General features: G+C 49.2%; 21 protein-coding genes. 5 read left to right on the top strand and 16 right to left on the bottom strand.

All coding sequences use genetic code 11. The features are described 5' to 3' along the window. Positions 1-59 precede the first annotated feature (59 nt). From AACZ40_RS09270 to AACZ40_RS09260, 3 genes are all read left to right on the top strand, one after another. On the top strand, positions 60-458 hold the full coding sequence (locus tag AACZ40_RS09270; RefSeq protein WP_291169275.1) for a BlaI/MecI/CopY family transcriptional regulator: 399 nt from the start codon (positions 60-62) through the stop codon (positions 456-458). Next, positions 458-3259, top strand: coding sequence for a DUF1559 domain-containing protein (locus AACZ40_RS09265; RefSeq protein ID WP_291169278.1), 2802 nt, complete (start codon positions 458-460; stop codon positions 3257-3259). The genes AACZ40_RS09270 and AACZ40_RS09265 overlap by 1 nt, the downstream gene beginning before the upstream one ends. 655 nt (positions 3260-3914) lie before the next feature. After that, the gene (locus AACZ40_RS09260; RefSeq protein WP_291169280.1) at positions 3915-5288 is read left to right on the top strand and encodes a DUF1501 domain-containing protein; all 1374 of its coding nucleotides are present in this window, start codon (positions 3915-3917) and stop codon (positions 5286-5288) included. A 50-nt stretch (positions 5289-5338) separates the two neighbouring features. Here AACZ40_RS09260 and AACZ40_RS09255 read toward each other — a convergent pair whose 3' ends face one another. From AACZ40_RS09255 to AACZ40_RS09195, 13 genes are all read right to left on the bottom strand, one after another. Continuing rightward, a complete protein-coding gene (locus AACZ40_RS09255) occupies positions 5339-6499 on the bottom strand; it encodes a hypothetical protein (RefSeq protein WP_291169282.1) in 1161 nt (386 codons plus the stop codon). A gap of 29 nt (positions 6500-6528) precedes the next feature. Then, positions 6529-7017, bottom strand: a complete 489-nt coding sequence (locus AACZ40_RS09250; RefSeq protein ID WP_339674166.1) for a hypothetical protein — start codon at positions 7015-7017, stop codon at positions 6529-6531. A 180-nt stretch (positions 7018-7197) separates the two neighbouring features. Continuing rightward, positions 7198-7398 (bottom strand): hypothetical protein, encoded by a 201-nt coding sequence (locus AACZ40_RS09245; RefSeq protein ID WP_291169286.1) that lies wholly within the window; start codon positions 7396-7398, stop codon positions 7198-7200. 107 nt (positions 7399-7505) lie between these two features. After that, positions 7506-7907: a F0F1 ATP synthase subunit epsilon gene (locus AACZ40_RS09240; RefSeq protein ID WP_291169287.1), complete on the bottom strand. Its 402-nt coding sequence runs from the start codon at positions 7905-7907 to the stop codon at positions 7506-7508. A 101-nt stretch (positions 7908-8008) separates the two neighbouring features. Then, on the bottom strand, positions 8009-9460 hold the full coding sequence (gene atpD, locus AACZ40_RS09235) for a F0F1 ATP synthase subunit beta (protein ID WP_291169290.1): 1452 nt from the start codon (positions 9458-9460) through the stop codon (positions 8009-8011). Positions 9461-9534: 74 nt separating this feature from the next. Then, positions 9535-10410 carry an ATP synthase F1 subunit gamma gene (atpG, locus tag AACZ40_RS09230; protein WP_291169292.1) on the bottom strand — a complete coding sequence of 292 codons (876 nt, stop codon included), beginning with the start codon at positions 10408-10410 and terminating at the stop codon, positions 9535-9537. A 54-nt stretch (positions 10411-10464) separates the two neighbouring features. Continuing rightward, positions 10465-11982, bottom strand: coding sequence for a F0F1 ATP synthase subunit alpha (gene atpA, locus AACZ40_RS09225; protein WP_291169295.1), 1518 nt, complete (start codon positions 11980-11982; stop codon positions 10465-10467). Next, positions 11933-12586: an ATP synthase F1 subunit delta gene (gene atpH / locus AACZ40_RS09220; RefSeq protein WP_291169297.1), complete on the bottom strand. Its 654-nt coding sequence runs from the start codon at positions 12584-12586 to the stop codon at positions 11933-11935. Before atpH ends, atpA begins: the two co-directional genes overlap by 50 nt. A 70-nt stretch (positions 12587-12656) precedes the next feature. Continuing rightward, entirely contained in the window at positions 12657-13283 is a 627-nt protein-coding gene (gene atpF, locus AACZ40_RS09215) for a F0F1 ATP synthase subunit B (RefSeq protein ID WP_291169298.1), read from the bottom strand. 103 nt (positions 13284-13386) lie between these two features. Beyond that, positions 13387-13674: an ATP synthase F0 subunit C gene (locus AACZ40_RS09210; RefSeq protein ID WP_291169299.1), complete on the bottom strand. Its 288-nt coding sequence runs from the start codon at positions 13672-13674 to the stop codon at positions 13387-13389. Between the two features lie 83 nt (positions 13675-13757). Beyond that, positions 13758-14618: a F0F1 ATP synthase subunit A gene (gene atpB, locus AACZ40_RS09205; protein ID WP_291169302.1), complete on the bottom strand. Its 861-nt coding sequence runs from the start codon at positions 14616-14618 to the stop codon at positions 13758-13760. A 65-nt stretch (positions 14619-14683) separates the two neighbouring features. Next, positions 14684-15079 (bottom strand): hypothetical protein, encoded by a 396-nt coding sequence (locus AACZ40_RS09200; RefSeq protein WP_291169305.1) that lies wholly within the window; start codon positions 15077-15079, stop codon positions 14684-14686. 92 nt (positions 15080-15171) lie between these two features. Continuing rightward, on the bottom strand, positions 15172-15456 hold the full coding sequence (locus AACZ40_RS09195; RefSeq protein WP_291169307.1) for an AtpZ/AtpI family protein: 285 nt from the start codon (positions 15454-15456) through the stop codon (positions 15172-15174). Between the two features lie 924 nt (positions 15457-16380). Here AACZ40_RS09195 and AACZ40_RS09190 point away from each other — a divergent pair. After that, positions 16381-17490, top strand: coding sequence for a DUF4912 domain-containing protein (locus AACZ40_RS09190; RefSeq protein WP_291169310.1), 1110 nt, complete (start codon positions 16381-16383; stop codon positions 17488-17490). Between the two features lie 48 nt (positions 17491-17538). On the opposite strand, the gene AACZ40_RS09185 is transcribed toward AACZ40_RS09190, so the two are convergent. From AACZ40_RS09185 to ilvN, 3 genes are all read right to left on the bottom strand, one after another. Beyond that, the gene (locus AACZ40_RS09185; protein ID WP_291169312.1) at positions 17539-18408 is read right to left on the bottom strand and encodes a radical SAM protein; all 870 of its coding nucleotides are present in this window, start codon (positions 18406-18408) and stop codon (positions 17539-17541) included. Between the two features lie 181 nt (positions 18409-18589). Further along, complete coding sequence (gene ilvC, locus AACZ40_RS09180; protein WP_291169314.1) at positions 18590-19594, bottom strand: ketol-acid reductoisomerase; 1005 nt, start codon at positions 19592-19594, stop codon at positions 18590-18592. Positions 19595-19760: 166 nt separating this feature from the next. After that, positions 19761-20276: an acetolactate synthase small subunit gene (gene ilvN / locus AACZ40_RS09175; RefSeq protein ID WP_291169316.1), complete on the bottom strand. Its 516-nt coding sequence runs from the start codon at positions 20274-20276 to the stop codon at positions 19761-19763. Positions 20277-20620: 344 nt separating this feature from the next. Here ilvN and recJ point away from each other — a divergent pair, with 344 nt between their 5' ends. Then, on the top strand, positions 20621-22384 hold the full coding sequence (gene recJ / locus AACZ40_RS09170; protein WP_339674154.1) for a single-stranded-DNA-specific exonuclease RecJ: 1764 nt from the start codon (positions 20621-20623) through the stop codon (positions 22382-22384). Position 22385: the final 1 nt, after the last annotated feature.

Genomic DNA, 22385 nt, shown 5'->3' with positions numbered 1-22385 from the left:
AACCAAATCTAATTAACCAAATATCTGAGTTTGCGTGAAGATCACTCAAGGAGCAGGGGATGGCCAGACCGAAAGCGAAAGAGCTCACGGCACGTGAATTAGAAATCATGCACGTATTCTGGGAGCGTAGTGGTACTGAATCGACGACAGAATTAACTGTGGCGGAAGTGCGTGATGCCCTGGAACAGGCAGGCAGAGAGCTGGCCTATACCACAGTCGCAACTCTGGTACGCATTCTGGTAGAGAAGTCATTTCTGAAGCAAACGAATGACGAACGCCCTTTTTTGTATTGCTCAATCCGATCCTTTGATGATGTATCCGGCAGTATGCTGGGGGACATGATCCAGAAAGTATTTGGGGGTTCACGAGAAAAGTTGCTGCTGCGTCTGCTCGAAGAACGTCAGCTGAGTCCTCGCGAGCTGGAAAAAATCAAAGAAATTCTGCAGGAGAAGTCCTGATGCACACATTCGGAATCAGTCTGCTCTGGTTGGGTCTCCAAGTAACGATTGTCGCGTTGTCTGCCTTGATGATTTACTGGAGTACAAATCGTCTCGGCCCCCGCACACGATCCCTGGTCCTCTCCTGTTCTATCGGAATGACATTGCTGCTGGCACTGTTTGCTTTCAGCCCCTGGCCACGCTGGCAGGCAAGCTGGAATGCAAATAGCACTAAAATGAAAACAGAAACGGCAAAACAGAATCCCGCAGCACCGACTACTTCCTCTCCGGATTCTGAAGTACCGCTTCTTGAGAAGCCGCGTCTGGAATCGGAGTGGGGCACCATCTGGGATGGTTTTCTGAAAGGTTTAAAACAGGAACCAGTCCTCAATCAGCCGAATTCCATTCCCACCCCGGCCGGCGTAGTGGGTTGGATGTTTGCAGGTGGATTTCTGATTGCGATGCTCCGTCTCTTCATCGGATTTGGGTCCGTGAATCGAATGATTCGTCAGGCGAGCACACTGAAAGGTTCTGTTGCAGAAGAAACACTCGACATCCTCGCAGCAGAGCAACAATTGAACCGACCTCTGAAATTAATGGAACACGGACAGCTGACAACGGCAGCTGTGATAGGCTGGTGGCGACCGAAAATCCTTTTACCCACAGTCTGGCATCAATGGAGCCGGGTACAACTCCGCGCGGTCCTGGCGCATGAACTGGCACACATACAGCAGCGCGATTACCTGACCATCCTGGGAGCAGAACTCAGCCGGTCACTCTATTTCTATCATCCGCTGATTCACTGGCTTGTCTCACGGTTACGTCTGGAACAGGAACTGGCGGCTGATGAGGCCGCTGCCGAAACCAGTGGTGGAGCTGAACCATACCTGATCGTTCTGGCTGAGATGGCTGTCTCTCAGACACCCCATCGACTGACAGGCCCGGCGCGTGCCTTTTTACCGACTCATTCGACATTTATGAGGAGAATCGAGATGCTCAAACAGAAACGATCCCTGAGAACAGTTATCTCTCGCCCTGTCCGTGTCATGGTAATCTGCTCCCTGCTGGCTGCCGGTCTCGTGGCGGCAGGATTTCGAGGTCCTCAGACAAGTCTGGCCCAACAGGCTGAAGAAGTCCCGATGGCACAGCCTGCAGAGGGCCCCGTTGATTTTAATGAAATCATGCGAAAAAAGCATGAAGCCTTCAAAATCAACTCTGTTCCCAATGATGCACTGGGCGTGCTGGCGCTCCGGCCTGCCGAACTGCTGAAACAGATTTCACTGCAGTATGCCAAGTCTCTGATAGAACAGGCAGCAAAAGAAAATCCCCGCCTCTACCCTCTTGGCATCCCGTTCACGGAAATTAAAACATTAACGGTGATCTTTCTGGCTCCCGAACCAGGCCAGCTACGCAGTCAGCTTCTGAATTATGCGGCTGTGATCGAGACGACGAAGAAGATCGATCTCAAGCAGGTGGCAACGACCTTCAGTGGGGGAAAAGTATTTTCCCGTGATGGAATCATGCACTTGCATGACAAGCACAACTCCGGAGCCCAACTGGTAATATTGAATGATCACGAGATGATGTATGCTCGACATCCAGAATCTCTTGGTCAGATCCTGGAAGTGCGCAAGACAGATCAACCGGGACGCTGGACAGAACAGTGGAAGCCAATCGAGAAGGATTCCATCGCAGCGCTGTTCAACTTGCGACATCTGCGCGAAGTGACCTGGAAGAACCAGTGGAAGGTTGACTTTAACGAATCTGTCTGGAGAGCTTCGCTTTCACCTGTCTGGGAACATACCGATGTGATCACGCTGGGAGCTAATATCAGTAATCAGGCTTCACTGGAAGCGACTCTTTATCAGCAACAGAACAGCAATCAGATCTATAAAACTCTGAACGCCGCACAGATACTCAGCGCCAACATGCTGCAACAATATGAACAGCAGACTCTTATCGAAAAAGAGAGAGAGCAGCTTGTGATACTTCCCCTGTTGAAATTTGCGCACCAACTGGTCAATTCAAGCCAGTTGGAACAGCAGGGTAACAATGTCCGTCTGGCCGCTTCCCTGTCTAACCTGAATGATTTGATCGACAGCACGGCAGTCCTCATACCGGCGATGGTCGAAGCACGTCAAGTTTCCTTGCGACTGGAGTCAATGCGCAAACTTAAACATCTGGTCTTAGCCATGCATTACTACTTAGGTGAACATAAACATTTTCCTCCCGCTGTCGTGTTGGGGCCTGATGGCAAAACTCCTCACAGCTGGCGTGTGGCACTGCTGCCTTATTTGGACGAAAACGAACTCTATAAGGAATACCGACTCAACGAACCCTGGGATAGCGAGCATAACAAAAAAGTGTTAGAGAAAATGCCGGCTGTATTTAAAAATCCTCAGGACAACCGCCCTGGTTTTTACACGTCTTACTTCGCAGTCGTGGGGCCAAACACTCTCTTTGGAAAATCAACACCGCTCGCAGATATGGAAGCCGGTATGGGTTTAGCCGGGGGTTTTGGTGCAGGCAGAAGTCCTGATACAAAACACGAGCCAGCGGCAGGCATTCGAATCAGGGAAATCGTGGATGGCACATCGAACACCATAGCGATTGTCGAAGCCAGACGTGAGATCCCCTGGACGAAACCGGAAGACATCCCATTTGACGGAGAAAAACTGCCGAAACTTGGTGGTATTTATGAAGGTGGCTTCAATGTCGGACTCTGTGACGGCTCCGCGCGTTATTTTACAGATCAGCTTGATCCGAAGACACTGAAAAACCTGCTGCTGATCAATGATCGGAATGTCATCGAATTTCCCTGACTTCGACTGGGGTATTACTGAAGAGAATGAACTGGACTCTGTCCAGTTTTACTGTATTGTCTTCAATGCTATTTAAACCGAGTACAATCGGTTGAGAGACGCTCTGGTTAAATGTGATTCGCTTCAGGCTACAAGCTGGTTTGAAGAAGCTTTAACTTCAAATGTTTTATGCCGGTCAATGCTGATTCGCCTGTTTTAATCAGGCAGTTCTCCCAATGGCAGGCATAACCAAGCTTTGTCCATTTCTGACGCAGAGATGAGCGAGGAAAGCTGAAAGATGCGGTTTATGAGTCCAGATCTCTGGCCCATAACGCCTGATACGCATGTGAAAGTGCTGAACGAGAAGTAGCAGTTTGAGGTATGGAAGTGAGAATTTCATCTAAATCCAGCGGTTTTATATAGGGTAGATCTCAACAGTGGAGTCGATTTATCAGTAGACGGAAAAACCGACCACGCGCGCGACGCATAACCAGCAGGATAAGCAAATGCGTCAACCATTCAAGTTGAATATCAGGAACAGGGAGTGCCAGATATTCAGCTGACTGAAAAGTCAGGTATTCGGTTTGCTTCGCTGGATTAACTTCGCTATCATATCAACGACAGTTTATATTGATTCGATGGTGCTGCGGATCAGAGATTCCAGGGAAGAGATAAAATGCTGACGATTCTTGGCAAACCGACCAGAAAGAACGGCCAATTCTGTGATGGCGTTTCCCGTCGCAGCTTCTTGAAAATCGGGGGGATGGCGCTTGGCGGGATATCTCTGCCGGGCGTATTGCGGGCTGAATCTGAAAATCAGTCAGGCAGTCATCACAAAGCTATCATCAATATCTATCTGCCAGGCGGCCCCTCACACATTGACTTGTGGGATCCCAAACCGGATGCCCCGAAAGAAATTCGCGGGGAATTCAACCCGATCAAAACCAATGTACCTGGCATCGAAATCTGTGAGCTGTTTCCGCGCATGGCTACGATGATGGATAAGTTTATCCCCGTCCGAACCATTTCTGATGCGGATGGCCGACACGATGCTTATCAATGCATGACAGGTCGTAAGTTTGGCAGCCGTCAACCTCCGGGGGGATGGCCCGCTGCGGGGGCTTTTGTTTCCCGACTGCAGGGACCTGTCAATTCCGCTGTTCCCGCAAATGTTGCCTTGATGTACAAGACGGGAAATGGAACCTGGGGGGAACCCGGTACGGGTGGCTTTCTGGGGGTTCCGTATGCGCCGTTCAATCTTGTGGGACGTAAGGCCCGCAGTTCACCGGATAATATGATTCTGCAGGGAATCACGCTGGAACGATTGCGAGACCGCGTCAAGTTGCAGCACGCATTTGACACGTTTCGTCGGGAAGCGGATACTTCAGGTCTGATGGAGAGCATGGATGTTTATTCTGAACAGGCCATGAATATCCTGACCACATCCAAACTCGCGGATGCATTAGACCTGTCGAAAGAAGACCCTCAGGTTCTGGCCCGCTATGGTAAGAGCAGCGAAACGTTCCAGCGGGACGGGGCACCGCCCATGATTGAGAACTTCTGCCTGGCCCGCCGTCTGGTTGAAGCGGGTGCCCGGTTTGTTTCGCTGAATTACAGCCGCTGGGACTGGCATGGGCCGGACGGAATGAACTTCCCGAAATCCCGTGAAGAATTTCCCCGTCTTGACCAGGGACTGTCAGCGCTGGTGACTGATCTCCATGAACGGGGGCTCGATAAGGACGTCTCCGTTGTAGTCTGGGGCGAATTCGGGCGCACTCCCAAGATCAACCAGAATAACAGCCGCGATCACTGGCCTAAAGTCTCGTGTGCCATGCTGGCGGGTGGCGGCATGCGAAGCGGACAGGTTATTGGTAAAACCAATCGGAAAGGCGAATACGCGAGTGATCGCCCCGTAAAATTTCAGGAAGTCTTTGCCACTCTGTATCAGAAGGCAGGCCTGGATCTGAACGGAACACGCATCTTCGACACCAGTGGTACGCCACAATACCTGGTGGACCAGGGAATTGAACCGATGAGGGAAGTGATCTGAACTAAGTGGCTGAAAACAGTGCCGAATGAGTCGGAATGACGCGATCTAACTTAGAGTTTGACGCGTCCGGGTGCTTCTTCTGGCTCTTCATCAAATGAACCAGGAGGACGGAATGGGTTCTGGTGGTCGGGCAGGGGAACGGAGTCATTCGCCGGAAAGGTTTCCGCCTCTTCAAAACCGACATTCGCAGGCTTCCATTGGGGAACCGTATCTGTCGGCTCAGACCAGTTTGGTTCTGCCCGTTCTGCAATCCGGGAGTCAATCCGCATGGGGCGTGTTTCCTCCAGGGAAGCCTGTCCTGATGGTAGATGCGCTCCCAGATCCAGAACCGGATAGCCTGGATACTGTGGCACTTCCCAGACTTCGGTGGGGACATTCGCAGGGTTCACATCAATGTTGGCCATCGTCATTGTTAACACGATTCCGGTTTGAGGCCAGTCGAGCTTAATGACATGAGGCAAAATGGCGTTCGTATTACTGCAGTTTCGATATTCACCAAAGGTGGCAGTCGCAATGCGTTGTCCCTGACTGTCATACAGGGATTGTTCGATGATGTAGCCAGTACAGAGGTTGACGACCAGAATTTTCTGAACCAGTTTTCCATTTGGTAACAGACGATCAGAAATCAATTTGACATTTGGTGAATTCTGTCCCTCTTTCTGAATCGAAAGTTCTTTTTCATTCAGCGGAACCACGCGTAATGCTTCCAGCAGCCAGTCTGGTTCGAAAGGGATATTCAACTGCGAACCCATCGATTCATAATGATCGTGCCTGAGCGTGAAGACCTGCTTCGGTTCATTACGCTTTACCCAGAACCAGAAACGCTCGTTGTTTGAGCCAAAATCGACTTCTGCTCCTAAAGGTGAACTGGCACGTAAACGAAAACGTTTGGGCTGCTCGACAATCAACATGGCGTTCAACGCAGGCATGGGGAGCCCGCCTTTTTGACGGGCTTTTATTTTGACAGAAGAGGACTGCCAGCCATATACGCCGGCAGTTTGTGAGTTTAAATGATTGACGATTTGCGTATAACTGGCATTAGGAGGTAATACACAAACGGGAGCCTGCTGAGGTAGAAACGTACGCACGGAAGCACAAGCGGGGAGGAACATGATCATGCTGAGCAGGAGCAGAATATTTGCGGTTGAGAAACGCGTGCGCAGCAGTTGCGTTGATCTGCTGATTTCTGTTCTTCCTTGAACATGTGGCATAGGTTTAATCCATCTTCGGGGCGGACCCCTTATTCCCACTCTTCGAGAAATTGGGTATTCAATTGCTGCTGTAAGGCTTCAATCTCGGCTTCATCCAGGTTCTGATCGCGGATATCAAAGTTTCCTTCGCCATGAGTTCCCGATAGCTGTAGATACGATATCTGATCTTCTGAACGAGAGCCTTCCAGTTTTAATCGTCGTTTCTGCACGAGAAATAGAGCCAGGACGTAAAGAAACTTTTCCTGTACCTGATTAGGGGTTTCATACAGTTGCTCGAAACACTGCATCAGGGCATCGGGGTCAATTTTTTTCGGACCTGGAGCAGCAGCTTCAGGGACCTGTAATTTCCATTCTCCCACAGCCCCCTCCGGTGCCCCTGTCCAGGCTTCATCAGAAAAATCCATTCTGATCAACTGTCCATTTTTTTCGATAATGACAGAATGAACCAGTTCACCAGGGACAAAGTCTTTGCCTGTTGAAGAGCAGGATTTACCTAAGGGCTTTAAATGATAGTCCATTTAAAATGCTGATCCTGTAGTTTCAGATCCAAATTTCAAGACGCGGAGAATGAATTTGTACACACGGCGAATCCTAGAGTAATCGTGAAATCACCTCAAGATGATTCTGGGGAGATTCGCCTGATTCCTGTGTTGATCCTGAAAATAAAAATCAACGGTAAAGGCAGAGGATGTAGAGAGTTAGGAACCGGTAAAGAATCGACTCGCAGAACCACCCTTATCCACGATGGGGATTTCAATCCGCGTAGCACACCGGGGGCAATGGCCTGCATAGGCAGTCCCTGTATGATTCTGATAAATAGTGACATAGACATTACAGCATTTGAAATGCACACCAATAGTGGGGCGAGGTTGATGAGGCGTCGGGATTTGATCCGTCATCCTGTGACTCCAGATACAAAAATAAGCTGAAACGCACGGTGCCGTTTCAGCTTATTTATGAAATTCAAGGTTGCAGATCAAGGTGAGTTTTTGCACTCGCAGATCGTTTATTTCTTTTGAGCCAGGGCCAGCATCGCCCGAGCCCGGGTTTGATCTTTTTCACGAGTGTTACTTTGTTCCTCGCCCACAGCAGTTCGGTTGAGTGCTTCTTCAAGCAGTTTTTCAGCTTCTGCAGCATCCAGCTTGCTGACGGGGACGGCCTGTTCTGTGAGTACGGAAATCACAGATCCCTGGACCTGCAGAAAGCCGCCATCAACGAAGTATCTGCTTTCCGATCCATCTGTCGATTCGAAGGAGAGTTCACCGTAGCCCAGACGACCAACCATCGGCATGCGACCAGGCAGAATTCCGATTTGTCCGTCGAACAGGGTACAGCGCAAACTATGAATCGGCTGATCCAGCAGAGTCGTTTCCGGAGTGACTAACAGCAATCGAAAATCTTGAGCCATTGGTGCTCTAACCACATTTAAAACAGGATTTCAGATAAAAGCTGTGACTGGCTATATCGATGACAGTCACAGCTTTGTCGAATAACTATACTGACGAAGTACTATTCAGCCATTCTTTTGGCTTGTTCTTCCGCTTCTTCCACAGAACCGACATACATGAAGGCCGATTCAGGAAGATGGTCCCATTTACCGGCACAGATTTCTTCAAAGCTGCGAATGGTATCTTCCAGTGGTGTAATTTTACCTGCTTTACCGGTGAAGACTTCCGCTACGAGGAATGGCTGTGACAGGAAGCGTTCAATACGACGGGCACGATGCACGATCAACTTGTCTTCTTCGCTTAATTCATCAACACCAAGGATGGCGATGATGTCCTGCAGTTCGCGATATCGTTGCAGAGTCTGCTGAACTTCGCGGGCCACCCGGTAGTGCCGTTCACCCACATACTGCGGGTCAAGAATACGACTGGAAGAAGCCAGTGGGTCAATCGCCGGATAAATCCCCTTTTCAGAGATCTTTCGTTCCAGGTAAATGAACGCATCCAGGTGGGAGAACGCGGTAGCGGGAGCAGGGTCAGTCGGGTCGTCTGCAGGTACATACACGGCCTGCACGCTGGTGATCGCCCCGTTCTTAGTTGAAGTAATACGTTCCTGCAATTCCCCGAGTTCGGTACCCAGTGTGGGCTGGTATCCCACAGCACTTGGCATACGTCCCAGCAATGCAGACACTTCACTACCAGCCTGCGAGAACCGGAAAATATTATCGACGAAGAGCAGGGTATCGGTTCCGGTTGTGTCACGGAACCATTCCGCCATGGTCAAAGCGGACAGAGCGACACGCAGACGTGCGCCTGGAGGCTCGTTCATCTGACCAAACACCATACAGGTCTGTTCAATCACGGAGCGATCAGTCTGACCGATTTTGGTTTCCTGCATTTCCAGCCAGAGATCGTTGCCCTCACGGGTACGCTCACCCACGCCGGCGAACACCGAGTAACCACCGTGGGCACTGGCGATACGTGCAATCAACTCGGTCAGAATCACGGTCTTACCCAGACCAGCTCCACCGAACAGACCGGCTTTACCACCACGAACGAAAGGAGTCAGCAGGTCAACCACTTTAATCCCGGTTTCGAAGAGTTCGGTTTTAGCACTCAGGTTTTCGAGCAATGGTGGCTTGCGGTGAATAGGCCAGCGTTCGTCAGTTACAACTTCGCCACGACCATCAACGGGGTCACCCAGCAGGTTGAATACCCGTCCCAGGGTTCCTTTACCGACAGGAACTGAAACCGGAGCTCCCGTGTCGATCACGTCCATGCCGCGGACCATCCCATCGGTAGATGCCAAAGCCACGCACCGGACACGTCCACCTCCCAGATGCTGCTGGACTTCTCCGGTGACATTGATCTCAATACCTTTGTTGTTTGTCTTCACAGTCAAGGCGTTGTAGATTTCCGGCAGCTTATGCTCAGGAAATTCAGCATCAAATGTAGAGCCAATGATCTGAGTAATTTTGCCAACGGTATGTGTTGTGCTGGCTTCGGTTGTCGCCATTGATATGTCTCTGCTTTCTGATATTGATCAATCTGTAAAAAACCATAAAGTGCCCACATAAGGCATGACGGAAATTACTCCAGGGCAGCGGCACCACCAATAATTTCGAGGATTTCCGAGGTGATCTGTGACTGTCGTGCCCGGTTGTATTGAGCTGAGAGTGAGCCGACCATTTCGTTGGCGTTCTCCGTTGCTCCTTTCATCGCCACCATTCGGGCAATCTGTTCGCTGACTGCTGCATCCAGAAAACATTTAAACAAACGTGCTTTAAATGCTGTCGGGACAATCTCTTCCAGGATCTCCTGGGCCGAGGGCAGGAATTCATAATCGTACTTCTGAGTTGCGGGAGACTCTGCGGCTGCTTCGAGTGCCCCGATTGGCAGCAGGGAATGTACTGCTGGCTGCTGACGTGACGCCGAAACGAATTCCGTATAGGCCACATCCAGGCGATCGATCTTACCTTCGATATATTCTGTGATATAGCGACTGGCAAGATCATCGACTTCATCAAAGGTGGGGCGATCTTCAAAGTGGGTATAAGTATGTGATGGCTCAATTCCCTGAAACTTCAGAAAACTGATCCCCCGCTTACCGGATATTTCCAGTCTCACATTCTGACCACTGGCAATCAGCTCTTTATGACGTCTTAAAGCTGCCTTTAAAACACCCGAGTTATAACCGCCGCACAAACCACGATTGGAAGTTAAAACGAGTAGCACAGAGTTTTTCTCTGTTTCATGCTTTTCCAGAAGCGGATGATGAAATTCCAGATTTGCCTGAGACAGATCCGAAACAAGTTCAGAAATCTTTTTGGTGTACGCAGCAGCCTCCGAAGCACGGTCCATGGCTTTCTTGAATCGCGCAGTAGCGATCAATTCCATGGTCCGTGTGATTTTACGGATGTTTTTTACCGCTTTTAATCGTTTTACGATGGCACGTGCTTTGGCCATTAGATTCTGAACCCGTTTTAGATTATCTGTTCAAACAATTAAATCAAAAGTTGATTACGCATTCTTTCGCAGAAACTGTTCTACAAAAGTTTTTAATACCGGTTTCAACTGTTCGATCGTTTCATCTTCGAGTTTACCCGTTTCAGTGATCTTGTCGGTGATCTCCGGATACTGATCGTGGATAAACTGCAGCATTTCAGACTCTGCCTGCTGGATCTGATTGATGGGTACTGTATCGAGAAACCCTTTCGTTCCCGCGTACAGACTCACCACCTGATCGGCCATCGACATGGGATTGAACTGCGGTTGTTTCAGCAGTTCTACCATACGATAACCGCGATCGAGCTGTGCCTGGGTGGCTTTATCCAGTTCCGTACCCATCTGCGCGAAAGCTTCCAGTTCACGAAACGCAGCCAGGTCCAGACGCAGACTCCCGGAAACACTCTTAGTCGCTTTGGTCTGAGCGTTGCCCCCCACGCGGGATACACTGATCCCCACGTTGATCGCAGGGCGAATCCCGGCGAAGAACAGGTCCGGCTCCAGATAAATCTGACCATCGGTAATGGAAATCACGTTGGTCGGAATGTAAGCCGAGACTTCACCTTCCAGAGTTTCGATGATCGGCAGGGCTGTCATTGAACCTCCCCCCAGTTCATCACTCAGGCGGGCCGAACGTTCCAGCAGACGGCTGTGGCAGTAGAATACGTCACCAGGATACGCTTCACGTCCGGGAGGACGTCGCATCAACAATGACAACTGGCGGTATGCCTGTGCCTGTTTGGAAAGGTCATCATATACAACCAGGGTATGTTTACCCTGATACATGTAGTGTTCTGCAATCGCAGCACCTGCATACGGAGCAATGTACTGCAATGGAGCAGGGTCACTGGCAGAGGCACTCACGACTACGGTGTAATCCAGTGCACCGTGTTCTTCGAGTTGCTTGATAATACCGGCGATCGTTGCAGAACGCTGTCCACAACCGACATAAACGCAGATTACATCTTTACCTTTCTGGTTCAGAATGGTATCGATGGCAATCGCGGTTTTCCCGGTTTTACGGTCACCAATAATCAGCTCACGTTGACCTCGACCCACGGGAGTCATGGCGTCAATCGCCTTGATCCCGGTTGCCAGAGGCTGTTTCACAGGCTGTCTGGCAGCGACGCCGGGGGCGGCCATTTCCAGCGGTCTTGATTCCGTTGCCACAATCGGGCCTTTCCCGTCCAGGGGAATCCCCAGAGGGTCAACAACCCGTCCCAGCAGTTCATCACCCACGGGGATGGAAAGCAGGGTACCTGTACTGCGCACTTCATCTCCTTCAGCAATTGCCAGATAATCGCCGAAGATGATGATACCGACGGAATTTTCTTCGAGGTTGAAGACCTGTCCACGCACCCCGTTCGAAAATTCCACCATTTCACCAGACATTGCAGAAGAAAGTCCATAAACGCGTGCGATACCATCGCCCACTTCAAGGACACGTCCTACTTCGCTGGTCTCAATTTCGCCGCGAAAGTCTTCAATTTCCTTCTGGATAACTGAAGCGATCTCGTCCGCTTTGAATTTCATGAATGCTCCTATTGCTCAACCGCCCGCGCAACTGTTTGAGACGCGTTCGAAGAGAACCATCGTATACTGTGTCATCAACCTGAATAACCAGACCGCCAATGACTGACTGGTCTATGGATGTTTGTAGTACTGGAGAAAATCCCAGTGTGTCGCTCAATCGCTGCTTAATGCTTGATAATGTTTCATCCGACAGTTCAAAGGCAGAGCGAACGAGCACTGATTTTCTACCGGATTCTGTATCACGTAACTGAATTACCTGGCTCATGATCTGTTCAAAGAGCTCCAGCCGGTCATGCCGGGCCAGAACTCTGAGAAAGTTTGTCAGGAGTTCAGAAGCATGGGGGGCAACGACACGATCAATCAGACTGAGCCGTTCATCTTTGTTTAATGAATGCGAAGTCAGGATTAATCCGAAGTCGGGAAACTGAGTGGTCACCGCGTGCAGAAATTCAGAAACCTCTTCGATTGCTGAATCTTTATCAGACTCCTGAATCGTCCCCAGAAACGCTTTGGCGTAGACCTTGGCAATTGAAATTGCGCTGGGGTCTTCCATCACACTGGGGATATGAGCTTTTACTTTTTTCTGATCGTTCACGCGGATCATAACTCACAGCTAAAGGATAAATAAATTCAAACAAAACAACAGCGTTTGAATAATTCGTTATTACTTCAAATCAGTTTGAACTGCCTGAAATCTGAGACAGCGCCTCGTTAATCAGCCGATCACGATCTGATTCATTCAGAGCACGTCCCAGGACATGCTCGGTGGCATCAATTACGCGTCCATTCATCTGGTCGAACAGATCCTTCAAAGCCAGCTCACGTGCCCGTTCAATTTCGCTGATGGCATGAGTCTTGATGGACTCAGCTTCCTGACGAGCCTGTTCGAGTACGTCCTGTTTGATCCGGTCTGCATCTGATCGCGCTTCGACCATCATTGCCTGGATCTCATCCTGAGCCGCCTCGATTTTACGTGCGTGTTCCTTAACTAATTCTTCTGACTCTTTCTGCTTCGATTCTGCTTCATTGATTGCAGTAATCACTCGCAGCTCCCGATCATCCAGCGCCTGGATCAGTGGACCCCAGGCAAATGATTTGAGTACGAAAATGAAAACCACAAACACAATGAGAGACCATAGTGCCAGGTCTGTTTTCCAGTGTAAAGGAGCTCCCGTATGCTGTTCCGCTCCGTCAGCTGCATATAATGAAGCTTCAGAACCAACCAGCCCACTGCCCCACATCACGCAACTGACAACGATCAGCATGATGATACACCGGGTTGTAAAAAGGCTTTTAAACATGATCAGAATTTCTCACATTCAAGTCAGAATTATTATTCGCTCACACGCACTCATACAAAGAGGGCGGCTACTCTGGTAGTTATGTCTTACTGTTTCGTTGCTGTTAAGCAATGATGCAGATGATGAGAGCGAAGAATGTAGCACCTTCGATCAACGCGGCAGCAATAATCATTGCTGTCTGGATTTTACCACCAGCTTCGGGCTGGCGAGCGATGGCTTCTACAGCAGAAGCACCAATTTTACCAATGCCGAAACCGGCACCGATGATGGTGATTCCTGCACCGAGAGCCCCCAGTGAAATTGCACCACCTGCTTCCTGTGCCATTGCAGGAACAGCTGTGGCCAATACAACAACGCATGTCATGTACATAATCCGTAAAGCCTGGATCATTGTTTTTATCCCCTGACCTTTCTCAACGAGGAACACTCAAACTAGATATACAAAGCAAGTCTGCCAGAAAGCCCACTGAACCTCTAGTGAGGATTTACAGCCGCCCCAATAAACAGAGTCGCAAGAAACGCAAACACATATGCCTGCAGGAACGCAACAAACAGTTCCAGCAGACCAATTAAAACCTGTGCAAGAATACTGGAAGGCATAACAATCGCCCACATTCCGGATTCCGCGGTCAACGCAATGAATCCCAGGAAGACTGCGATCACGGTATGCCCCGCCATGATATTGGCAAACAAACGAATTGCCAGTACCGCATGTTTAATCAAAAAACCGGCCAGCTCAATTACCCAGAGCATTGGCACTAATATTATCTTCAGAAAAAAGGGAAGCTCCATCGGTGGTGCCAGGGACAGCCAGAATTGAACAGGCCCCTGTTCTCTTGAGCCATAGAACACAACGGCACAAAAAGTGGTAAATGCAAGAGCGATCGTGACATTCAATTCGCCAGTCGCTGAACCCATCCAGGGAAATACACCCAGCAGATTGCAGATCAGAACGTAAAAGAAACAGGAAAGCACAAAAGGGAGATATTTATCGGCAGGATGGCCTACCTTTGGTGTATGATCATGATGACCGTGGCCATGGTCGTCGTGGTGACCATATCCGATCGTGGGGCGGACGACTTCATCTCGCATATACAGGACAATGGATTCCCAGAAGTTCCACCAGCGTCCCTGAACGACCTGTCCCCCGGCTGCTCGTTTTGCCAGACCTCGAAACACCAGAAACAGAAACACAACGGCCACTAACTGCAACACCATAAATTTTGTGATCTGCAATCCGAAGATCACGGGTAAATCAAGATGATATTGCCCGGGGAGTTCGAAATGCCCAAAATCGCGAACATGATGAAAGTTATCACTGTGACCGGCGGCCATTGTTTAAGCTCGATTCAAAATAGTTTCTGATCAATACTTCGTTAACTACAAACAGCTTCGGCAGATTACCGAATGATCAACAAGGTTTCAACCAATAGGGAGGCAAAGTAACAAATCAATAACCAAATCAAAAAATTCAAAAACTCTGCAGCACCAAAATCAGCCCGCAGCTTAATGATTACCAACGTACCGATACCCACAATCATTAATCGAACCAGTGTCGAAAGTCCCATCACGGTGACGGGTGCAGCATCGCGATAGAGCAAGCCCGAGGCTAAAAACACGATAATCCCAGGAACCAGGCACAAGACGACAGCATAAGTCAACCCTTCCACGGCCGTCACACCTACAAACATGCAAGCGGGGACACTCAGAAGGGCATACAGCACCAGCAGGCTGGCAGTAAGAATACTGCATTGCTTCAGCGGGTTTCTGGTTGGCGTATCTGATGTTGATTGCATGGAAAGTAATTTTATTATTGCGATTCAGCGATCATTGATTGGAACTGCCTGAACTGTAATTTGCCTGGAGCGTTCAATCAGATTTATTGACATCAGTTATCTGCGATCGCATCATCGGATTGATCCGCTGAACGATCTTTACTCTTTCGTTCTTTACGCTCCGCTTCTTTAGCCATATGCAGTAAATGTATCATGCCGGTTGCAAAACCGAGCAGGGCACCGACTGCTGTCAGCCACGGACTGGTACCCCATTTACCATCAAGCCAATGCCCCAGTAAAGCTGGCAATGCCATCTCCAGACTGACTGACGTCAGTCTACTGACCCATTGATGGGCTTCCGCTAAAGATGAGCGAGGCTGCCGATCGGGTCGCGGCATAAGGGGCTGCTTTCAGAAATGAAGCATTAACGCAAGTAACGTCTCAGATCTACCCGTCGACTTAAGCCGAGTAGACAGATCAGACACAGACTCTAAAGACAATCTTCCGGATAGTCAAAGAACAGTCCTGTGTAATTATTCGAAAACCAGTTTTCTCAATTTTGACATTGCCCTTGATCCGTACCTATTGGTCATAGGAATTGAAAATTGGCTTAAAGATCAATGCAACTGGCACTGATCGCAGTTTCCTTCGAGATTCGTAATATTACTGTATTACAATTTCTGTCCTGTCCGATTTTGCCTAGGTGATGTATCGTGAGTACCACAAAACCGACGAGCACCCCACTTTAATAATGGATATGAAATTTTGATGAGGCTAAATTTATAACCTCAATAACAGTAATACGATACAGTGCCATGCCAGGTGATTCTTCACAAATCAGAATACGCCGATCGTTGCTTTTTGTATTGTTTCATGTTAAAAGTAGTGCCACGTTTCAATAATGATTCATGCGTCAACTCGTCATAGTTGGCTGTGAATTTATGTCAGACGAAAATTGGATAATCTGGTTTTCAAATGGAGAAACTGGTTCTCCATCCTGTCTGAACGTTCATTGTTGAGGCATCAGGATGACATAACAGTGATTCATCAACTGTTTTATGGTTCCTGAAATTGAGAATAACTACTTAGTGGCTTTCTGTTCTTGAGGAGAGTAGCGTCCTGGTCGAAATTTAGATTTGACGTTTACATATTGTTCATCACATTACGGTCGTTCGAAATAAAGGACTTTTCATCTCAGACGGCTTGCTGATTGTGCTGGAACGGGGCAGATGTGCTAAAACTTGAACCTGAGTGTCATGGAAGACAGAAGCTAAATTAAGACGCCGACCAGTGTTTTGATTGATTTTTGGGAGTCATTCCTGATGTCCCCAACGATTCTAAAGTCCCTCGAGAGTCAAACTCGTCGTGATTTAGCGGTCACTGCAAAATCTCATGGTATTGCCGGTTGGCATGGCATGCGAAAGCAGGAGTTGGTTAAGGCCATTGCGAAAATTAAGATGGCAAAATCAAAGCCCAAACGCAAAACAACGACCACAACACAAAAATCCCCCCCTTCTGAGTCTCCCCGACCGGCATCTGTTCCGGCTTTCCCTTCTCAAAGTGCATCCAGCCAGACTCCTACGGAACATCAGGCACGCATTCAGAAACTGCTCAAATCAAACGGGCATACTTCTCATAGCGAAAAAATGCATCCGACTTCTGAATCGGTTGAAACCAAGATCAATGCACAGGTGAAAGATTCTCACTGGTTACTGGCGAACTGGACCATTACCCAGGGAAGTCTTGACCGCGCGAAAGCGGCACTGGGCGCCTACTGGTATCAGGCGGTCCCTGTAATTCGTGTTTATGATATTACCACGAATGAAAACAGCCGCACCAGTAAAGCTTATGTCAAAGATGTGGAAATCAAAATTGATTCCGGATTGTGGTATGTTCAGATTGACCAGCCGGCTCGTTCCTACAAGCTGCAACTGGGTTTCGTGACACCTCAGAATAAATTCTTCGGGCTGGTTTACTCACACAAAGTAACTCCGCCAATGCCTGAGGTCTGCGAAAAAGGAAGTAAAACCAAACGTGCTCTCGACAGTAATTATTCTGCCACACGTTCCCGCCGTTATACTTCCCGCAATGAGAATAATGGGACTCCGATTTCCCGACTCTCTCTGCCATTAACACTGGATGCAAACGGTGATTCAAATGGTTCGAAGAGCAAGAAGGCCAAAAAAGAGTTCCACGTTGAAACCGAACTGTTGATTCATGGAACTTCAGACCCACAGGCAGAAGTCACGCTGCTCGGAGAAAAGATCCCGGTCAGCAAAGAAGGACGTTTTGCTCTGCGATTGAGTCTGCCCAACGGCAGGCAGGTCATTCCTGCAGTAAATACTTCGTCCAATAAGCGTCGTCAGCAAACCATTGTGCTGGCAATTGAACGGAACACCAAAGATCTCGAGCCAGTTCAACTGGACGAGTAACGAAATTGCGCTCGCAACGCCAGATGACTGACAGAGAGCGCTTCTCTGTCAGTCGGCGTTTCCGTAGTACACTTCCACAGGCAGTTTTGTCTGTTCAATTACTTGACGTGCGATCTGGTCCACCTGCGTGGCGCTGAGTGAAGCAACATATTCTTCAGCAGTACGCCTGGCGATTGTATAAACCTGCACCAGCTTGATTTGTCCTCCAGACTTAACAATCTCATTCAGCCGTGAACAATACGCATTGATTTCCTCGACTGAGGGTGGCTGCTGATTTACCAGCATAAACAGACTCTGAATGACAATAGGACGCTGTTCTGCTGCCAGCAATAGATTATCAAGAACCTGAGAGAAGCGGATTTTGGTTCGATCAATCGTCTTGAAATAGTCTTCCGTACCCGCATCCAGCTTGGCCCAGATTTCCCCCTGGTTTTCATCGAAAATCGCCAGTGCTGCCTGTGTGCCTGCTCGATGAAACATACTGGCATTACTGATCAGGACCATTTTCACATCTGAAGCGGAATGCTTCCGCTTCAATGCAGCAACATCTTTGACGATCTGATCGAAGTTGCGATAAGTGGTCGGTTCCCCATCTCCCGAGAAGGCAATGTCATTCAGTCGCTTCAATTCTGTCGGGACATCTGAAAATTTCGGATCCTGATAGATCTCGCCGCTGAGCACAAACTTCAGCATATGATCCAGTTCCCGCATCAGCTGTTCGGTGCCGACAAAGCGGGTTTCTGACTCTTCCCGGCGATCTACCTGACAGTAGATACAGTCGAAGTTACAGATCTTATCGGGATTCAGATTAATCCCGATCGAAATCCCCTTACTGCGGCGGGACAGCACCGGATAGACGAACTTATTATCATGATAAGTTCGTTGATGCTGTGAGTGCAGAGGCAGTGATGAAGACATGTTCTATTTCCCGTTGAATGAAAAAGGTCGTTCTCTTTTTTATATGACTGTTTCACTCTAAAGACAAGTCGTGCTGGAAATGTTATCCCCGGCCCGAGTGAGGATCTATCAATAAAAAAACGTGGTAGAAACTTCATAAGCTTCTACCACGTTTCCGGTTATGAGTTATCTTTTAAATTGATTAGACTTCTTTGGAATCAATCCAGCTCATCATGCGGCGGAGTTCTTTTCCAACGGTTTCAATAGGATGCTGCCGATTCAGGTGGCGAATGGCTTTGAATGAAGCCTGATTCGCTTTGTTTTCAAGCAACCAGTTTTTTGCGAATTCACCAGTCTGGATTTCGGTCAGAATTTTCTTCATTTCCTGGCGGGTTTCATCAGTGATGATGCGGGGACCGCTGGAGTAGTCGCCGTACTCAGCTGTATTGGAAACACTGTAACGCATGTAGTTCAATCCGCCTTCATAGAACAGGTCTACGATCAGTTTCAGCTCATGCATACATTCGAAGTAAGCCATTTCAGGCTGGTATCCTGCTTCAACCAGGGTATCAAAGCCGGCTTTCACCAGTTCACTGACACCACCACAGAGTACAACCTGCTCACCGAACAGATCCGTTTCTGTTTCTTCAGCAAATGAGGTTTCAATGACACCACCACGTGTGCCACCAATGCCCTTGGCGTAAGCCAGAGCAAGTTGACGGGTACTGTCGGCGGCGCCATCGACCAGGGCGATCAGAGAGGGAACTCCGCCGCCTTTAACATATTCGCTGCGGACAAGATGACCAGGGCCTTTGGGAGCGACCAGGGCCGCATCGACACCAGCCGGTGGCACAACCTGGTTGAAATGAATGTTGAATCCATGTGAGCAGAGCAGCAGATTTCCCTTACTCAGGTTTGGCAGAATTTCGGTTTTATAAAGGTCACCCTGAACTTCATCTGGCAGCAGGATGTTTACCAGGTCACCCTGTTTTGTCGCTTCTGCGATAGAGACTGGTTCGAAACCATGGCTGACGGCCAGATCGTAGTTTTCGCTTCCCTTACGCTGCCCGATAATGACGTTACAGCCACTGTCGCGAAGGTTTTGAGCTTGTGCATGCCCCTGGCTTCCATAGCCAAGAATGGCAATGGTCTTGTCTTTCAACAAAGACAAATCTGCATCGTCATCGTAATAAATTGTTACTGCCATAATCCTGATCTCTTGTAATTTTCATGTAAGGCTGAGGGAAGCAGAACCGGATCTACTTCTATGGAAGTTGGGCCGTCAATCGTCGCTTGATGAGAAACAATATCCTGCCCTGAGAGAACAAAACAACCATGAGTTACCGCTGGCGTTGTTTGTTCTGGTGGATTGTTTAAACTGTTTCCACAGTCTCTGAATCCACGTCTGCTTTCATTGTTTCTGAGCGTAACAGGGCGATTCTTCCTGTACGAACGATCTCCAGTATTCCAAACGGCCGCATCACGTCAATGAATGCATTGATTTTAGATTCCTGACCGGAGATTTCGATCATCACGTTTTCAGTGCTCACGTCAACGATTTTCGCACGGAAAATTTCGACTAATTCACGAATTTCTGACCGTGTTTTGCCAGGCGCGGAAACTTTCATCAGCATCAGGTCACGTTCCACAAAATCCTGACCGGAAAAGTCAACAACCTTTACAACGGTAACCAGCTTTTCGAGTTGCTTTCTGACCTGATCGAGTTTGTTGTAATCGCCTACGACAAAAGTGATTCGGGAAAATTCAGGTTCTTCAGTTTCACCGACGGCCAGGCTCTCGATATTGAAGGCGCGCGAAGCGAGCATCCCCGAAATATGGGCCAGTACACCCGGTTGGTTCATCACAAGTGCAGAAAGAACGTGTTTCATCCCAAAACCTTAATTCGTAATTCAATCGTTTACAGAAGTATCGTGAAATCGATAGCAGCCCACAGTTTAGTCAGGAAGCAGGGTCCCGACAAGTCACGACACCGTTATCTCAGATTTCTACCTTGATGATCAGTTCGATTAGATCGATTATGCTGCTATCCTGTATGCAGCTCAGACAAAGACCGGGTCAATCAGGTTCGATATCAGTACAAAACAGCGGACGGTCTCACTTTTTGTACATTTAGAGAATCCTGCAGTTTTGACAGCCAGACCCGACTCTGTTTTAATAATTGGGCACAATACTTATAGATATTAAACTTTAATGCAATGAATCGAGAGCAGGGATGACTCAAAACTGGCGTTTTGCCCCCCACGATGAATCACAGGTACGCCGTCTCAGTTCGGAAATGCGCATCTCTCCACTCTTAGCGCAGGTTTTGATTGCTCGTGGCCTGCAGGATGCCACCGTCGCCCGGAGTTTCATCGATGCCCGGATGACAGAACTGCTGGAACCATGTTCCATGCCCGGCGTCGAATCCGCTTCAGATCGAATCGTTGCTGCCCTGAAAGAAAAACGTCGCATCACCATCTACGGTGACTACGATGTGGACGGGATGACGGCTACCAGTATCCTGCTGCAATGCATCACGCTGGCACAGGGACAGTGTGACTACTTTATCCCCAACCGCCTGGATGATGGCTATGGCTTAAACTGCGATGCCATCAGAGAGTTGTACGAAGAAGACCCACAGCGATTATTGATTACGGTCGACTGTGGCATAACGAGTGTGAAGGAAGCAGCCCTGGCGCGAGAACTGGGGCTGGAACTGATTATCACCGATCACCATCAGATGGCGGATGAATTACCGGCAGCCGACTGCCTGGTCCACCCGCGACTGCCGGACAGTGACTATGAATTTCCCCATCTCTGCGGAGCTGGTGTCGCTTTAAAACTGGCCTGGGCCGTCTGCCAGAAACTGGGAGACGGCCAGAAAGCATCGCCGCAGATGCGCGAGTATCTGAAGTGTGCGGTGGGACTGGCAGCCATTGGCACGATTGCTGATGTGGTACCCCTGGTGGGCGAGAATCGTATCCTGGTCCGCTATGGATTAAGTGCGCTGGCTGAACGAGCACCGCTGGGATTACAGGAGTTGATGAAGGTTGCAGAGATCAAAGCCGGGCAGATGCTGGATACAGAGGACATCGGTTTCGCGATCGCCCCTCGCCTGAATGCCGCCGGTCGACTGGGGCAGGCCCGTCTGGCTGTTGAACTGTTGACAACGAATAATAAGGATCGCGCGGCACAGCTGGCCGTGTATCTGGACGAACTAAACAAAAATCGCAGGACGGTAGAAAGGCGGATTTTCAAACAGGCCAAAGAAATGGTCGAAGAGAACGCAGACTGGGAAGATCATCACACCCTCGTACTGGCGCACGCAGACTGGCATCCCGGGGTGATCGGGATTGTTGCGAACCGGGTCTCAGAACATTTTGAAAAGCCGACAGTACTGATTGCCCTGGATGCGTCCACCCGCACAGGTCAGGGGTCCGCCCGCTCCTTCGCCGGTTTCGATCTCCATGCCGGCTTTTCTGCATGTGCCACTCACCTGGTACGTTTCGGAGGCCACCAGGCCGCAGCGGGACTCAAGATCGAAGAAGACAGTATCGAAGGTTTTCGGCTCGCCTTTGCGGAATACGCCGCTCTTGCACCAAAACTTTCTGATAGCGAACTGCTCGTCCGCATCGATGCCGAAGTCTGTCTGAATGAAATCACGAAACAGTCGGTTCGTGAACTGGACTGCCTGGGCCCATTCGGACAGGAGAACCCGCGACCACAATTTGTGGCAACGCGTGTGCAACTGGCGGAACCACCACGCACCATGGGGGAAGGGGGACGTCATATCTCACTGGTCTTCCAGCAGCATAACACCAAAATTCGCGCTATTGCTTTTGGAAAAGGGGAATGGGCCAGCCAGATGGAGGAAGATGGAGGCCCGTTTTCAATCAGCTTCGCCCCCGGCATCAATCGCTTTCGCGGTTTCGAAAACGTGCAACTGCAATTGAAGGATTGGGTTTCGGAAAAATCTAAAGCTCCCGTAACCTCCTGAA

Source organism: uncultured Gimesia sp. (genome assembly GCF_963972345.1).
In the GTDB taxonomy this organism is placed as follows: Bacteria; Planctomycetota; Planctomycetia; order Planctomycetales; family Planctomycetaceae; genus Gimesia.
Note: the sequence above shows the minus strand (reverse complement) of the source record. Positions and strands in the feature narration are given on the sequence as shown.

Coding starts and splice junctions, on each gene's coding strand:
- AACZ40_RS09255 (WP_291169282.1), bottom strand. CDS start 6,499: ATGCCACATGTTCAAGGAAGAACAGAAATCAGCAGATCAACGCAACTG.
- ilvC (WP_291169314.1), bottom strand. CDS start 19,594: ATGGCAGTAACAATTTATTACGATGACGATGCAGATTTGTCTTTGTTG.
- AACZ40_RS09270 (WP_291169275.1), top strand. CDS start 60: ATGGCCAGACCGAAAGCGAAAGAGCTCACGGCACGTGAATTAGAAATC.
- atpG (WP_291169292.1), bottom strand. CDS start 10,410: ATGGCCAAAGCACGTGCCATCGTAAAACGATTAAAAGCGGTAAAAAAC.
- AACZ40_RS09260 (WP_291169280.1), top strand. CDS start 3,915: ATGCTGACGATTCTTGGCAAACCGACCAGAAAGAACGGCCAATTCTGT.
- atpD (WP_291169290.1), bottom strand. CDS start 9,460: ATGGCGACAACCGAAGCCAGCACAACACATACCGTTGGCAAAATTACT.
- AACZ40_RS09195 (WP_291169307.1), bottom strand. CDS start 15,456: ATGCCGCGACCCGATCGGCAGCCTCGCTCATCTTTAGCGGAAGCCCAT.
- AACZ40_RS09245 (WP_291169286.1), bottom strand. CDS start 7,398: ATGACGGATCAAATCCCGACGCCTCATCAACCTCGCCCCACTATTGGT.
- AACZ40_RS09250 (WP_339674166.1), bottom strand. CDS start 7,017: ATGGACTATCATTTAAAGCCCTTAGGTAAATCCTGCTCTTCAACAGGC.
- ilvN (WP_291169316.1), bottom strand. CDS start 20,276: ATGAAACACGTTCTTTCTGCACTTGTGATGAACCAACCGGGTGTACTG.
- atpF (WP_291169298.1), bottom strand. CDS start 13,283: ATGTTTAAAAGCCTTTTTACAACCCGGTGTATCATCATGCTGATCGTT.
- atpH (WP_291169297.1), bottom strand. CDS start 12,586: ATGATCCGCGTGAACGATCAGAAAAAAGTAAAAGCTCATATCCCCAGT.
- AACZ40_RS09265 (WP_291169278.1), top strand. CDS start 458: ATGCACACATTCGGAATCAGTCTGCTCTGGTTGGGTCTCCAAGTAACG.
- AACZ40_RS09185 (WP_291169312.1), bottom strand. CDS start 18,408: ATGTCTTCATCACTGCCTCTGCACTCACAGCATCAACGAACTTATCAT.
- atpA (WP_291169295.1), bottom strand. CDS start 11,982: ATGAAATTCAAAGCGGACGAGATCGCTTCAGTTATCCAGAAGGAAATT.
- AACZ40_RS09240 (WP_291169287.1), bottom strand. CDS start 7,907: ATGGCTCAAGATTTTCGATTGCTGTTAGTCACTCCGGAAACGACTCTG.
- AACZ40_RS09210 (WP_291169299.1), bottom strand. CDS start 13,674: ATGATCCAGGCTTTACGGATTATGTACATGACATGCGTTGTTGTATTG.
- atpB (WP_291169302.1), bottom strand. CDS start 14,618: ATGGCCGCCGGTCACAGTGATAACTTTCATCATGTTCGCGATTTTGGG.
- AACZ40_RS09190 (WP_291169310.1), top strand. CDS start 16,381: ATGTCCCCAACGATTCTAAAGTCCCTCGAGAGTCAAACTCGTCGTGAT.
- recJ (WP_339674154.1), top strand. CDS start 20,621: ATGACTCAAAACTGGCGTTTTGCCCCCCACGATGAATCACAGGTACGC.
- AACZ40_RS09200 (WP_291169305.1), bottom strand. CDS start 15,079: ATGCAATCAACATCAGATACGCCAACCAGAAACCCGCTGAAGCAATGC.